Annotated in this window: 9 protein-coding genes, 16 tRNA genes, 2 rRNA genes and 1 pseudogene; 23 read left to right on the forward strand and 5 right to left on the reverse strand. The window is 42.0% G+C overall.

What is annotated here, in order from left to right; genetic code table 11:
* Positions 1-107: 107 nt before the first annotated feature.
* The 18 genes from LS684_RS04075 to LS684_RS04160 all read left to right on the forward strand — a co-directional run bounded on the left by LS684_RS04075 (position 108) and on the right by LS684_RS04160 (position 4,974).
* Positions 108-3,040 (forward strand): 23S ribosomal RNA (locus tag LS684_RS04075).
* Between the two features lie 188 nt (positions 3,041-3,228).
* Positions 3,229-3,345: ribosomal RNA gene (gene rrf, locus LS684_RS04080) — 5S ribosomal RNA — on the forward strand.
* A gap of 15 nt (positions 3,346-3,360) precedes the next feature.
* A tRNA-Asn gene (locus LS684_RS04085) sits at positions 3,361-3,435 on the forward strand.
* 4 nt (positions 3,436-3,439) lie between these two features.
* Positions 3,440-3,532 (forward strand) — tRNA-Ser (locus LS684_RS04090).
* A 9-nt stretch (positions 3,533-3,541) separates the two neighbouring features.
* Positions 3,542-3,616: transfer RNA gene (locus LS684_RS04095), tRNA-Glu, on the forward strand.
* Between the two features lie 9 nt (positions 3,617-3,625).
* Positions 3,626-3,701 (forward strand) — tRNA-Val (locus LS684_RS04100).
* A 14-nt stretch (positions 3,702-3,715) separates the two neighbouring features.
* Positions 3,716-3,789, forward strand: a tRNA-Met gene (locus LS684_RS04105).
* 3 nt (positions 3,790-3,792) lie between these two features.
* A tRNA-Asp gene (locus LS684_RS04110) sits at positions 3,793-3,869 on the forward strand.
* Between the two features lie 8 nt (positions 3,870-3,877).
* Positions 3,878-3,953 (forward strand) — tRNA-Phe (locus LS684_RS04115).
* A gap of 71 nt (positions 3,954-4,024) precedes the next feature.
* Positions 4,025-4,108: transfer RNA gene (locus tag LS684_RS04120), tRNA-Tyr, on the forward strand.
* 6 nt (positions 4,109-4,114) lie between these two features.
* A tRNA-Trp gene (locus tag LS684_RS04125) sits at positions 4,115-4,188 on the forward strand.
* 22 nt (positions 4,189-4,210) lie between these two features.
* Positions 4,211-4,286 (forward strand) — tRNA-His (locus LS684_RS04130).
* 81 nt (positions 4,287-4,367) lie between these two features.
* Positions 4,368-4,442, forward strand: a tRNA-Gln gene (locus LS684_RS04135).
* A 3-nt stretch (positions 4,443-4,445) separates the two neighbouring features.
* A tRNA-Gly gene (locus LS684_RS04140) sits at positions 4,446-4,520 on the forward strand.
* 9 nt (positions 4,521-4,529) lie between these two features.
* Positions 4,530-4,603, forward strand: a tRNA-Cys gene (locus tag LS684_RS04145).
* Between the two features lie 38 nt (positions 4,604-4,641).
* Positions 4,642-4,730 (forward strand) — tRNA-Leu (locus LS684_RS04150).
* A gap of 19 nt (positions 4,731-4,749) precedes the next feature.
* A tRNA-Leu gene (locus tag LS684_RS04155) sits at positions 4,750-4,831 on the forward strand.
* Between the two features lie 69 nt (positions 4,832-4,900).
* A tRNA-Gly gene (locus LS684_RS04160) sits at positions 4,901-4,974 on the forward strand.
* 98 nt (positions 4,975-5,072) lie between these two features.
* Here LS684_RS04160 and LS684_RS04165 read toward each other — a convergent pair.
* Positions 5,073-5,741, reverse strand: coding sequence for a B3/B4 domain-containing protein (locus LS684_RS04165; RefSeq protein ID WP_233810186.1), 669 nt, complete (start codon positions 5,739-5,741; stop codon positions 5,073-5,075).
* Positions 5,742-5,866: 125 nt separating this feature from the next.
* Between LS684_RS04165 and queG the strand changes: the two genes are divergently transcribed.
* The 5 genes and pseudogenes from queG to LS684_RS04190 form a co-directional block, all read left to right on the forward strand.
* Complete coding sequence (gene queG / locus LS684_RS04170; protein ID WP_233810188.1) at positions 5,867-6,997, forward strand: tRNA epoxyqueuosine(34) reductase QueG; 1,131 nt, start codon at positions 5,867-5,869, stop codon at positions 6,995-6,997.
* A 77-nt stretch (positions 6,998-7,074) separates the two neighbouring features.
* A complete protein-coding gene (locus LS684_RS04175; protein WP_233810190.1) occupies positions 7,075-7,956 on the forward strand; it encodes an amidase domain-containing protein in 882 nt (293 codons plus the stop codon).
* A 78-nt stretch (positions 7,957-8,034) separates the two neighbouring features.
* Positions 8,035-8,508 (forward strand): tRNA (uridine(34)/cytosine(34)/5-carboxymethylaminomethyluridine(34)-2'-O)-methyltransferase TrmL, encoded by a 474-nt coding sequence (gene trmL / locus LS684_RS04180; protein WP_233810192.1) that lies wholly within the window; start codon positions 8,035-8,037, stop codon positions 8,506-8,508.
* Between the two features lie 165 nt (positions 8,509-8,673).
* A complete protein-coding gene (gene nfsA, locus LS684_RS04185; protein WP_233810194.1) occupies positions 8,674-9,423 on the forward strand; it encodes an oxygen-insensitive NADPH nitroreductase in 750 nt (249 codons plus the stop codon).
* A gap of 369 nt (positions 9,424-9,792) precedes the next feature.
* Positions 9,793-10,215: pseudogene (locus LS684_RS04190) on the forward strand (protein prkA); the annotation flags it as partial.
* 34 nt (positions 10,216-10,249) lie between these two features.
* On the opposite strand, the gene LS684_RS04195 reads toward LS684_RS04190, so the two are convergent.
* From LS684_RS04195 to LS684_RS04210, 4 genes are all read right to left on the reverse strand, one after another.
* The gene (locus tag LS684_RS04195) at positions 10,250-11,707 is read right to left on the reverse strand and encodes a recombinase family protein (RefSeq protein ID WP_233810196.1); all 1,458 of its coding nucleotides are present in this window, start codon (positions 11,705-11,707) and stop codon (positions 10,250-10,252) included.
* 56 nt (positions 11,708-11,763) lie between these two features.
* Positions 11,764-12,144 carry a hypothetical protein gene (locus LS684_RS04200; protein ID WP_233810198.1) on the reverse strand — a complete coding sequence of 127 codons (381 nt, stop codon included), beginning with the start codon at positions 12,142-12,144 and terminating at the stop codon, positions 11,764-11,766.
* A complete protein-coding gene (locus LS684_RS04205; RefSeq protein ID WP_233810200.1) occupies positions 12,119-12,766 on the reverse strand; it encodes an ImmA/IrrE family metallo-endopeptidase in 648 nt (215 codons plus the stop codon). The genes LS684_RS04200 and LS684_RS04205 overlap by 26 nt, the downstream gene beginning before the upstream one ends.
* Before the next feature lie 75 nt (positions 12,767-12,841).
* Positions 12,842-13,459 (reverse strand): hypothetical protein, encoded by a 618-nt coding sequence (locus LS684_RS04210; protein WP_233810202.1) that lies wholly within the window; start codon positions 13,457-13,459, stop codon positions 12,842-12,844.
* Between the last annotated feature and the right edge of the window lie 130 nt (positions 13,460-13,589).

Here is a 13,589-nt window from a genome sequence, read left to right on the forward strand (position 1 = left end):
GAGCAGGTCGAGGAAGCAACTGAGTGAGCACCGGAATGTACTTACGTACATGAGGAGCGGAGCGAAGGAAGCTGACGAAGAGATGCGATGTGTATTGAAAGCTTATAGGTTAAGTTAGAAAGGGCGCACGGTGAATGCCTTGGCACTAGGAGCCGATGAAGGACGGTACTAACACCGATATGCTTCGGGGAGCTGTAAGTAAGCTTTGATCCGGAGATTTCCGAATGGGGAAACCCTCTATCCGTAATGGGATGGAATCCTTATCTGAATACATAGGATATGGAAGGCAGACCCGGGGAACTGAAACATCTAAGTACCCGGAGGAAGAGAAAGCAAATGCGATTCCCTGAGTAGCGGCGAGCGAAACGGGATTAGCCCAAACCAAGAGGCTTGCCTCTTGGGGTTGTAGGACACTCTATACGGAGTTACAAAGGAACGGAGTAAACGAACAAGCCTGGAAAGGCTGGTCAGAGAAGGTAACAACCCTGTAGTTGAAACTTCGTTCCCTCTTGAGTGGATCCTGAGTACGGCGGGACACGTGAAATCCCGTCGGAAGCTGGGAGGACCATCTCCCAAGGCTAAATACTCCCTAGTGACCGATAGTGAACCAGTACCGTGAGGGAAAGGTGAAAAGCACCCCGGAAGGGGAGTGAAAAAGATCCTGAAACCGTGTGCCTACAAGTAGTTAGAGCCCGTTAATGGGTGATAGCGTGCCTTTTGTAGAATGAACCGGCGAGTTACGATTACATGCAAGGTTAAGTTGGATAGACGGAGCCGTAGCGAAAGCGAGTCTGAATAGGGCGAATGAGTATGTGGTCGTAGACCCGAAACCAGGTGATCTACCCATGTCCAGGGTGAAGTCCAGGTAACACTGGATGGAGGCCCGAACCCACGCACGTTGAAAAGTGCGGGGATGAGGTGTGGGTAGCGGAGAAATTCCAATCGAACTTGGAGATAGCTGGTTCTCTCCGAAATAGCTTTAGGGCTAGCCTCATGTAGTAAGAGTCTTGGAGGTAGAGCACTGTTTGGACTAGGGGCCCCCATCGGGTTACCGAATTCAGATAAACTCCGAATGCCAAAGACTTATCCATGGGAGTCAGACTGCGAGTGATAAGATCCGTAGTCGAAAGGGAAACAGCCCAGACCACCAGCTAAGGTCCCAAAGTATACGTTAAGTGGAAAAGGATGTGGAGTTGCTTAGACAACCAGGATGTTGGCTTAGAAGCAGCCACCATTTAAAGAGTGCGTAATAGCTCACTGGTCGAGTGACTCCGCGCCGAAAATGTACCGGGGCTAAACGTATCACCGAAGCTGTGGATTGACATCTACGATGTCAGTGGTAGGAGAGCGTTCTAAGGGCGTTGAAGCTAGACCGCAAGGACTGGTGGAGCGCTTAGAAGTGAGAATGCCGGTATGAGTAGCGAAAGATGGGTGAGAATCCCATCCACCGAATGCCTAAGGTTTCCTGAGGAAGGCTCGTCCGCTCAGGGTTAGTCGGGACCTAAGCCGAGGCTGAAAAGCGTAGGCGATGGACAACAGGTTGATATTCCTGTACCACCTCTTTTCCGTTTGAGCAATGGGGGGACGCAGGAGGATAGGGTAAGCGCGCTGTTGGATATGCGCGTCCAAGCAGTTAGGCCGGTAACGAGGCAAATCCCGTTACCATAAGGCGGAGCTGTGATGGCGAGGGAAATAAAGTACCGAAGTTCCTGATTCCACACTGCCAAGAAAAGCCTCTAGCGAGGAAAAAGGTGCCCGTACCGCAAACCGACACAGGTAGGCGAGGAGAGAATCCTAAGGTGAGCGAGAGAACTCTCGTTAAGGAACTCGGCAAAATGACCCCGTAACTTCGGGAGAAGGGGTGCTTTTTAGGGTGAATAGCCCTGAAAAGCCGCAGTGAATAGGCCCAGGCGACTGTTTAGCAAAAACACAGGTCTCTGCAAAGCCGCAAGGCGAAGTATAGGGGCTGACGCCTGCCCGGTGCTGGAAGGTTAAGAGGAGGGGTTAGCGTAAGCGAAGCTCTGAATCGAAGCCCCAGTAAACGGCGGCCGTAACTATAACGGTCCTAAGGTAGCGAAATTCCTTGTCGGGTAAGTTCCGACCCGCACGAAAGGCGTAACGATCTGGGCACTGTCTCAACGAGAGACTCGGTGAAATTATAGTACCTGTGAAGATGCAGGTTACCCGCGACAGGACGGAAAGACCCCGTGGAGCTTTACTGTAGCCTGATATTGAATTTTGGTACAGCTTGTACAGGATAGGTAGGAGCCTTGGAAGCCGGAGCGCCAGCTTCGGTGGAGGCATTGGTGGGATACTACCCTGGCTGTATTGAAATTCTAACCCACGCCCCTGATCGGGGCGGGAGACAGTGTCAGGTGGGCAGTTTGACTGGGGCGGTCGCCTCCTAAAGAGTAACGGAGGCGCCCAAAGGTTCCCTCAGAATGGTTGGAAATCATTCGTAGAGTGTAAAGGCACAAGGGAGCTTGACTGCGAGACCTACAAGTCGAGCAGGGACGAAAGTCGGGCTTAGTGATCCGGTGGTTCCGCATGGAAGGGCCATCGCTCAACGGATAAAAGCTACCCCGGGGATAACAGGCTTATCTCCCCCAAGAGTCCACATCGACGGGGAGGTTTGGCACCTCGATGTCGGCTCATCGCATCCTGGGGCTGTAGTCGGTCCCAAGGGTTGGGCTGTTCGCCCATTAAAGCGGTACGCGAGCTGGGTTCAGAACGTCGTGAGACAGTTCGGTCCCTATCCGTCGTGGGCGTAGGAAATTTGAGAGGAGCTGTCCTTAGTACGAGAGGACCGGGATGGACGCACCGCTGGTGTACCAGTTGTCTTGCCAAAGGCATCGCTGGGTAGCTATGTGCGGAAGGGATAAGTGCTGAAAGCATCTAAGCATGAAGCCCCCCTCAAGATGAGATTTCCCATAGCGCAAGCTAGTAAGATCCCTGAAAGATGATCAGGTTGATAGGTCAGAGGTGGAAGCATGGTGACATGTGGAGCTGACTGATACTAATCGATCGAGGACTTAACCAAATAAGAAAGCGAAGGCGACTGTACAACTTCGATAGAAGGTAGGAGCCGTAGCTGGACTAGTTATGAAAATGGCATTACCGATATTCTTTCTTCTTCTATACATTATCTAGTTTTGAGGGATCAAATATTAAAAACCTCTTGAAAAACATTAGTATATTTTATATAATACTATTTGTCTTTCTAAATAGTTTGGTGGCGATAGCGAGAAGGTCACACCCGTTCCCATGCCGAACACGGAAGTTAAGCTTCTCAGCGCCGATGGTAGTTAGGGGCTGTCCCCTTGTGAGAGTAGGACGTCGCCAAGCTGTTATAATTATTATTCCGCAGTAGCTCAGTGGTAGAGCATTCGGCTGTTAACCGAACGGTCGTAGGTTCGAGTCCTACCTGCGGAGCCATTTAGGAGAGCTGTCCGAGTGGCCGAAGGAGCACGATTGGAAATCGTGTAGGCGGGCAAAACCTGTCTCAAGGGTTCAAATCCCTTGCTCTCCGCCATTATATACTGGCCCGTTGGTCAAGCGGTTAAGACACCGCCCTTTCACGGCGGTAACACGGGTTCGAATCCCGTACGGGTCACCACTTTAATATGGAGGATTAGCTCAGCTGGGAGAGCACCTGCCTTACAAGCAGGGGGTCGGCGGTTCGATCCCGTCATCCTCCACCATTATATACTATTATCGCGGGGTGGAGCAGTCTGGTAGCTCGTCGGGCTCATAACCCGAAGGTCGCAGGTTCAAATCCTGTCCCCGCAATTTGGTCCGGTAGTTCAGTTGGTTAGAATGCCTGCCTGTCACGCAGGAGGTCGCGGGTTCGAGTCCCGTCCGGACCGCCATTTCATTTGGCTCAGTAGCTCAGTTGGTAGAGCAAAGGACTGAAAATCCTTGTGTCGGCGGTTCGATTCCGTCCTGAGCCACCATTTTATGTACTATTATGACACTATAGGAATACTATAAGTGTTATTTATATGTTATAATCATTCATATTACTGGAGGGGTAGCGAAGTGGCTAAACGCGGCGGACTGTAAATCCGCTCCTTCGGGTTCGGCGGTTCGAATCCGTCCCCCTCCACCATTAAATAGGGGCATAGTTTAACGGTAGAACAGAGGTCTCCAAAACCTCCGGTGTGGGTTCGATTCCTACTGCCCCTGCCAACCAAACTTAATATTCATTATGGCGGCTGTGGCGAAGTGGTTAACGCATCGGATTGTGGCTCCGACACTCGTGGGTTCGATTCCCATCAGTCGCCCCATTTTTAGTAACATCTCATATTCAATTGCATATATTAAGTATTGTCATCATAAAAATTAAAAAATAGTGATCGTTCATTCATTGGGCTATAGCCAAGCGGTAAGGCAACGGACTTTGACTCCGTCATGCGTAGGTTCGAATCCTGCTAGCCCAGCCATTTGCGGAAGTAGTTCAGTGGTAGAACACCACCTTGCCAAGGTGGGGGTCGCGGGTTCGAATCCCGTCTTCCGCTCCATATTTTTTCGGCGGCATAGCCAAGTGGTAAGGCAGAGGTCTGCAAAACCTTTACCACCGGTTCGAATCCGGTTGCCGCCTCCATCTTTTTTTTACACACTTGGACAAGCCTTACGATAAATGCCGGGGTGGCGGAACTGGCAGACGCACAGGACTTAAAATCCTGCGGTAGGTGACTACCGTACCGGTTCGATTCCGGTCCTCGGCACCACTTAATAGTAACTTGATATGCCGGTGTGGCGGAATTGGCAGACGCGCACGACTCAAAATCGTGTTCCTTCTGGAGTGTCGGTTCGACCCCGACCACCGGTATCTCTCATAACAGGTTTTCCTGTTTTATTTTTTGCATAAGCTTCGACAAATTCTGAGTAATTTTGCAACGCGGGTGTAGTTTAATGGTAAAACCTCAGCCTTCCAAGCTGATGTCGTGGGTTCGATTCCCATCACCCGCTCCATACATATTAGGTCACAACGCAGTATCTCGTTTGAAACATAACGTGGTATTGCGTTTTTTCTTTGTTCTGACCTAATGAATACAAAAAAAGGATGCTCCTTAGCATCCTTTTACTTGAAATTGACTTTCTCCTCCATGAATTTGGGTAAACATATTCATTAGGGACTCTATTAGCTTAGTACTTTCTTCGGAGGTCAAGGAAGGTCTTAAATATACAATTTGAAGTGCGTTGGTCGTTTCTACTGTGACGGCTGACCTTTGTGAATCTACAAAAGGTGTTCCAAACGGGCCGGATTCATCAGCTGTAATCAAGAGATGTTCCAATGAATTTTCTCTTCCATTTAATCCTTCGTACACTTCTCCTGTAGCTCCTATACGCATCTCGATTGTACCACTGAGTTTGTCTAGGTCATATATGCCAATGGGAACCCTGTATTGAAGAGAAAAGAAATTGTTCAGGTCTGTAGCGCTGTGAACGGATGGAACAAAGTTATTTTTTTTCACTCTTCGGTATAGCGCTTCTGCAGAATGGCGATATCGATTAGGGTCTTTGCCGATTTTTTTAAAGATTCCACGCCATTCATCAATTCCAGGAAAATCTGTTACATTCTTTGATTCAAGATCAAAGAATATAGATTCTTGAAACATTTGTAAACGCCCTTTGAGCATTTGAGGAGAGTCTGATACTTGAATACCACTGTAAGTAATCATCCCGATTTTAAAATCTGGGATAAGTGAACAAATAGTAGGATGAATCGTCAAATCCATTTCTTTCACCTCCAAATATGATTGGAAATAGTTTATCATAAACTTGTTAGAAGGACGAACATGTTGGAATAGATGAATGATTGGAGATAGATTATTATTAGCAGATAAGAAAGGAGGGATTAGGGGTGAATTGGCAGAAATTTAAGCTGGATGTAATTGAATATAGTAAGACAATTGGAATAGACAAAATAGGGTTTACGACTTCTACGACATTTGATGAAATGAAAATAAGATTACTTCATCAGCAGAGGTTGCAGTATCATTCTGGTTTTGAAGAACCGGATATCGACAAGCGGGTTGACCCTTCGCTTTTAATGGATGAGCCTAGGTCGATTATATCTATTGCATTAGCCTATCCCTCAAAAATGAAAGTCCGCGTCGTGAGTAAAAAGGGAGAACGAAGAGGGATTTTTTGTAGAGCCTCTTGGGGAACTGATTATCATGTCATATTAAGGGACCGATTGAAAAAGCTTGAGAAATATATTCTTTCACGTATCCCTAATGCCACATTGAAATCCATGGTAGATACTGGAGAGCTTGTTGATCGGGCGGTTGCCCAGCGAGCTGGAATTGGCTGGAGCGGAAAGAATTGTTCCATTATTACACCTGAATTTGGTTCTTACGTTTACTTAGGAGAAATGATTACGAATATACCATTTGAACCAGATACTCCAATGGAAGATCTCTGTGGTACTTGTAATAAGTGTGTGGACATTTGTCCAACCGGTGCGCTCGTGCAAGGTGGACAGTTAAATGCGCAAAAGTGCATCGCTTTTTTGACACAAACGAAAGGGTTTCTTCCAGATGAATTTCGCGGAAAGCTAGGGAATCGTATTTATGGATGTGATACATGTCAAACGGTCTGCCCTAAAAATAAGGGAATGGATTATCACCTTCATGTAGAAATGGAGCCTGACCCTGAGATTGCAAAGCCTTTGCTAAAGCCTTTATTAAGGATGAGCAACCGTGAGTTTAAAGAAAAATTCGGTCATATATCCGGTTCATGGAGAGGGAAAAAACCGATTCAGCGCAATGCTATAATTGCTCTTGCTCATTATAAAGATGATACTGCCATTGATGAATTGAAATTCGTTTTAATAGATGATCCAAGACCAGTTATTCGCGGAACAGCAGCATGGGCTTTAGGTAAGATTGGTGGCAATTCAGCTAAAGATGCATTATTAAAAGCTCAAAGGTCGGAAAAGGATGAATCGGTACAATTAGAAATTGAAAAGGGCTTAGGTTTTTTTAAGTGAAAGAGGAGAAAATTCTCCTCTTTTTTGTTTTGAATTACCGCTTTTCTCATATGTATGATATGAAGGGAGTGGCATAAATGAGAAATCAACTACATCAGCATTTAGAGAAAAGAATACATCAATGTGTATCCAATGAGCGTTCATCCCATATTACTTGTCCAAAAATAAAGCGAAAAATAGAAGGACTTCAAAAATCATCGAGAGAAATTGTAAAAGTGAAAGGACTAGGAAAGATTATCGATACGATCGAGGATAAGGAAATGGGGAAGGTCCGCTACCAAGTTCACTCACAGTATTTGATAAAGCACAAGTCAGGTTTATATGTGGAAGAAGAGATCGAGATGAGAGAGGCTGAATTTTATAAGGGGATTCTTGTCGAAGATATCGAGATCAACCCATATAGTGACAGACAGGCAGAGAGTAAAGCAATTCAAGTAGGTGATGATTCCTTCATTGAAGAGCGCCAATTATTCAAATACGATCGTTTAAAGGCTGTACAATACGCGGAAAGATGGTGGAATGATTACAATCCAGCTTATGAAAAATTTGATGTGGATTGTACGAATTATATTTCACAATGCTTACATGCCGGAGGTGCTCCTATGAGTATTTCATCAAATCGGGCAAAAGGATGGTGGATGAAGCAGCACAATTGGAGTTTTAGTTGGACGGTGGCAAATTCGATGAGATGGTATTTACCAGGAGCTAAGAGTGGATTAAGGGCAAGAGAGGTCGATCATCCTGAAGAGCTGCAGCTTGGTGATGTAATATGCTATGACTTTCAAGGAGATGGACGATTCGATCATACGACAATAGTTACGAAAAAGGACCAAGATGGAATGCCTTTAGTCAATAGCCATACGTATAATAGCCGAATGAGGTATTGGGCGTACGAAGACTCGACAGCCTACACAGATCAAATTAAATATAAGTTCTTTACGATAGTGGATGATGAATAACCGAGATTGTAGAAATCTTGCTTGATAAAAGAAGAATGGTATAATAGCTGATAGAGCTTATTTTAGAGGTGAATATTAGTGGCATTGCATATCGTTTTATATCAACCAGAAATCCCAGCAAATACGGGAAACATTGCACGTACATGTGCAGCAACAGGCACAACCCTTCATTTAATTCGTCCGTTAGGCTTTTCGACTGATGATAAAATGCTGAAAAGAGCTGGGTTGGATTATTGGGAGTATGTAAATGTAGTGTATTACGATTCATTAGATGAATTTTATGAAAAAAATGAGGGTGGAGAATTCTTTTATTTAACCAAGTTCGGGCAGAAGTCCCATTCTTCATTTGACTATAGTGACCTTAAGAAAGATCATTATTTTATTTTTGGAAAAGAGACAACTGGATTACCGAAGGATGTCATAGAAAAGAATAAAGAGGTTAGCTTGCGAATTCCTATGAATGATAATGTACGTTCTTTAAATTTATCAAATACTGCTGCGATCTTAATTTATGAAGCACTTCGTCAGCAGAATTATCCGGGTTTAGGGTAAGCCCCATTAGGCCTAATAGTACTATTAGGTCTTTTTTTTATGTGTTTTTTCCTTATCTCTTTGATTAAAAAGGGGGGATTTTGCCCGTGGGTATTTATCAAGGGAGTCTATTATGTTGTAAAGCTGACTATTCTTTTTGCTAAACTACTAATGAGGTGATACAAAATGAACCAGGTTATTGAAACGTTAATAAACCATCGCTCGATTCGAAGTTTTGAAGACAAAGCTTTAACACAGGAACAAATTGAATTAATTGTAAGGAGCGCTCAGGCTGCTTCTACTTCAAGTTACATACAAGCCTATTCAATTGTTGGTGTTACAGATCCATCAAAGAAAAAGAGGCTTGCTGAATTAGCTGGGAATCAGCCGTATGTTGAAAGGAATGGTCATTTCTTTATTTTCTGTGCAGATCTTTACCGTCATGATCAAATTGGTAGGATGGAGAAGGCGGATGTAATAACGAGTATCGAGAGTACGGAGAAATTTATGGTTGCAATAATTGATGCCACGCTAGCTGCACAAAATGCAGCAATTGCTGCTGAGTCAATGGGTCTTGGTATATGCTACATCGGGGGTATTCGCAATCATCTTAAGGAAGTGTGTGATATCATCAAAACGCCAGAACGGGTCATTCCGATATTCGGGCTTGTCGTAGGTTACCCAAATCAGCTGCCAGATCAAAAGCCAAGACTCTCTTTGAACCACATTTACCATGAAAATGAATACGAGCAAAATGAGGAAAGGTATAAGCAGGAGCTAGTTGAATTTAATGAAGTCGTTTCTTCTTATTATCAGGAGCGAACAAACGGAAACCGGAAAGAATCATGGACAGGACAAATGGCGAAGTTGCTTGAGAAGCAAGCAAGAATGTATATGAAGGAATTTATAGAAGAAAAGAAATTGAACAAAAAATAAAAAGCTGCAATGAGCAGCTTTTTATTATTTATTCACACCTGGCTTATCTTCGTAACCTGCAGTGAAAATAGCAGCTAAGAATGCAACCATAACACCGATAATAAGTAATGTACCCATTATATGTAGACCTCCCTTAATTCATAAGTAAATGTTCATAGCGATATAAGCTTATTATAGCCTATATCATAAATTGTGTGAATGAAAAGTGTGGATATTTTTTTACAGATGATATGGTTCATTTTGATATGTACGCTCAATTTTTTGAAGAAAAAAGGACAACCTAACTGACACTTGTTTACGCATGTTCACCTAAATATGGGCATAGAGTATATTAATCGTCTCTGAAATTGCGACAGGGGGAGGACATATATGGATATCCTAAGACGAATTGAGATGCAAAGGCAAGAAGAGGAACATTTAAAATGGGTAGGAACCTTTGGCGAGTATTTAGAAATGATCAAAGAAAGACCATGGATTGCCCAATCCGCACATTCTCGAGTATATAATATGATTAAAGACGCTGGTGTTGATGAAGTAGATGGCAAAAAACGATATCAGTTTTTTAGTAACCAGCTATTTGGTTTAGAGGAAGCATTAGAGCGTTTAGTAGAGGAATACTTTCATCCTTCAGCTAAACGATTAGATGTTCGAAAGCGAATTCTCCTATTAATGGGCCCTGTAAGCGGAGGAAAGTCAACACTAGTCACTATGCTGAAGAGAGGGCTTGAAGCATACTCTCATACAGACAGGGGAGCTGTATATGGTATTAAAGGGTGTCCGATGCATGAAGATGCGTACATATGATAAGTAACCCTCAAAATGAAGACTACCGAATTCGGTAGTCTTTTGTTTCTAATACAGGTGGTTCGGGGTATTTTCCATGTTTTGTTGGTTTGATAACCTCTACTGTAAAGCTTTCAAATAAGAATTGAATGGCTTTCTTCTTTGCTTCAAAGCTTAAGTTTGGCCATTCCTTTTTTACGTTTAAAATGATTGCCTTTATTTCTTCGACAGATGCCTCTTGTTCATACTCCTCTAGATACATTGATAATTCTTTTTCTTCTTCTTGAATCGCTAACATTCTTTTCTGGTAGTCATCTTTGCATAAGTCACCATCGATATACAATTCCTTCATTCGTACCTTTTTCAGATTCAACTTTTCCAATTGCTTTTGAACATCTTCAAAGGAAAGTTCAAGCAGATCTGATTGTTGCTGGTCAAAAGTTAAATTTACATCTTCAAACGAGATCATATTCAAGAACGACTCTTCAATGGCTTCTTCTGCAATAGTTTGTACGTCACACACTCCATATTTAAAACGTCCAGCACATTTATAGTATCGATAGACTCCACCAGACTTACGCTTTTTATACGCTCCTGTTAGGCTATTTCCGCACTTTGCACATTTGGCAATACCTGAGAAGGGATAGTGGTTATCTGAACGGAATGCCATGCTGCTACGCTGTTTAATAATCGATTGAGTCTCTTTGAATTGTTCATAAGGAACGATGGCTTCAAAGTTATCTTGTTTAATATCCTGAATTATTTCATTTCCTGTGTATGCTTTCCCTTTTACTGGAGAACGATAATTCCAACGGTTTTTACCTGCATAGATGGGATTTTTCAACACAAAGCGTACTGAAAAGTCACTCCACATAACTCCTTTTTTCGTTTTAACCCCATATTTATTCAATAGTTTCGCGATGTTTTGAGATCCATTTGTTTCATACTTCTTAAAGATAAAACGGACCCATTTAGCTTCTTCTTCATTAATAATGAGGTCTCCGTTTTCATCATAATCATAGCCGAAAGGAGAGGGGCCTCCATTTCGGTATCCACCCTCAGCCCGATGTTTCATATTGTCATACACACGTTCAGCAATCGTTTCTCTTTCCCATTCAGCCATGGCTGCAATCATCGTGATAAACAGTTTCCCTGCTGGAGTCGTTGTGTCAAAAGGTTCAGTAGCTGATTTAAACATGACCTCATATTGTTCCATATGTTGAAGGAGCTCATGCAGATCTTTTACCCGACGTACTAAGCGATCTAATTTATATACCAAGAGAACATCGAATTTCTTCTTTTCAATATCCTTCATAAGTGTTTGAATGCCAGGACGATTTTCTATGTTTTTAGCAGAAATCCCTTCATCCACATATTCGCCAACAATAGACCAGCCTTGAGATTCAGCAAAGGCGTGTAAACGGTGTAGCTGATTATCTAGGGATACACCATCCTCTACCTGCATATCTGTACTTACTCGTCGATAAATGGCACATCTCATGATAAAATCACCCCTTACTTGAATTTATGCAAAAATCCATGAAAGCTTGTCTAAAACTAGCAGTTAATTAAACACTTTGTTTCTCTTTTATTGGGAAGCAGCTGCAAGACTTCTCCAATGTATCCGGTAGGAACAACAAACTGAGTAACCACATACGGATCTACATTATGTCTTAAAATTCTATTCTTTACACTTTCTAAGCAAATCCCAAGTTTGTTTGGAACAGCAGCATTATTAACGATATCACTAATGGAAATGGATATGCTGATTAAGGAATCATCGAATTCATCCATGTTAAAGTGTTCAAAAGGGGCTGTGACATCAAAATAAAAGACTGGCTTGTCCCATTTAATCTCACAGGGTTTGAAGGTCAAAACATAAAGATAAGGGACTAGTTGTTCATTTACATAATCATGATATAGTCTTTGCTGGGGCATATACAGGTGCCTCCTTATGTTTATTTGCTAACTGATGATATAGTTTGGCAAGAATTTGATTGGTTTCAGCAGAGTAGGGAGGAGCCTTTGGATAAAGAGCCTCCATTTGTTTGCGATGTAATTCATCTAACTGAGCTTGTTGTATTTGATTCAGGAACATGATTAAACGTTTTTTTGCAAATTCATCTGTAACATTAAAAACATTGCTTACAAAAGGGACACCTTCATTCAGAGTGTGAAAATCAATAACTTGATAGTCTAATAACATGAAAGAAGGAACACAGAAGTGATACATAAAATTCTCTGCTTGAGATTCTTGTAACTTAATATAATCTGTGGATAATTTTGTGGATAACCACAACTGGTTTCCGTTATGTCTAATCAAATGACATAATTCATGAGCAAAATCTTGCCACTGCTCTTGCGGTGTAAGCCGTTCATCAATAAACATGTGAAGTTCTTCGCCGTTTTCGACGGCTGTACTACCATCATCATAAAAATGCAATTTCACTTTAAATTGTTCAGCTATGTACACCATATCAATATCTGTAGGAACAAACATATTTAGCTTATGGTACAAATCTCTGACAAAATCCTCTAATGGAGTGTAAGTATATGTCAATTTTCTCACCTCGTATCCATTATACAAACATATGTTCCGTTTTACAATAAAAAGAAAATGCCCAATAAATGGGCACTATTGATTATTCTGTTTCCTATTTTTTCTTTCTTTAAGCATTTTACTAATTTCATCAGCTTTAGTAAGAGCATTTTTGTTGGATTGCTCTTCTAAAAACTTCTCTAATTCATTAAATATACGCTCTTTTCTTATTCCATCCAGTTTTTCATCGTTTACTTTGTTTAAGTATGAAGCAATGTCCCTATTTAGGATTAGGTAAATAAGCAGACCAAATCTAAGTGCACTTAGTAACATATACGTTAGTAGTAATATGCAAATCGATGTGTACAACCAAGGAACCATTTTTAAAATAGGAGATAGTAATGAAACTAACAAATATGAAAAAGAAACAAGGAAGGCGTTTCTTGTATATTTCAATAGAGCTTCAAACTGCTTTCGCTTTAATATAGAGAACGCAGATTTGACTGAAATAGTTGCCAATAGAGTAAAAGCAGTGAAATAAATCCCAATAAAAACTGCAGCAAGTGTTATTAATGTGCTATCTCTTTCAAGAAATACTGTTGTAACATCTTTTATTAAAAATGTATTAAGTTTGATTATTAGAGATATATCGTTGCCCCAAGTAGTAAAAGATAAAATCTGCAAAACAGTAATTAATAGGAGTAGGGTTGTCATAACAATTGAGATCAATTTATTTTCGAGAAAATAAAATATCTTATCCCATATTAAATTTTCCTTAGAATTATCAATGACAGCTCGCCCTCCTTATTAAAATAATTTTATCCAACTTAAGGTAAAATTATAA

It is taken from the genome of Cytobacillus spongiae (assembly GCF_021390075.1).

What these genes read in the sequence shown, in the direction of transcription:
- LS684_RS04165 (WP_233810186.1), bottom strand. Translation starts at nt 5,741, where the DNA reads ATGGATTTGACGATTCATCCTACTATTTGTTCACTTATCCCAGATTTT.
- LS684_RS04200 (WP_233810198.1), bottom strand. Translation starts at nt 12,144, where the DNA reads ATGCCCCAGCAAAGACTATATCATGATTATGTAAATGAACAACTAGTC.
- LS684_RS04175 (WP_233810190.1), top strand. Translation starts at nt 7,075, where the DNA reads ATGAGAAATCAACTACATCAGCATTTAGAGAAAAGAATACATCAATGT.
- LS684_RS04210 (WP_233810202.1), bottom strand. Translation starts at nt 13,459, where the DNA reads ATGACAACCCTACTCCTATTAATTACTGTTTTGCAGATTTTATCTTTT.
- nfsA (WP_233810194.1), top strand. Translation starts at nt 8,674, where the DNA reads ATGAACCAGGTTATTGAAACGTTAATAAACCATCGCTCGATTCGAAGT.
- LS684_RS04195 (WP_233810196.1), bottom strand. Translation starts at nt 11,707, where the DNA reads ATGAGATGTGCCATTTATCGACGAGTAAGTACAGATATGCAGGTAGAG.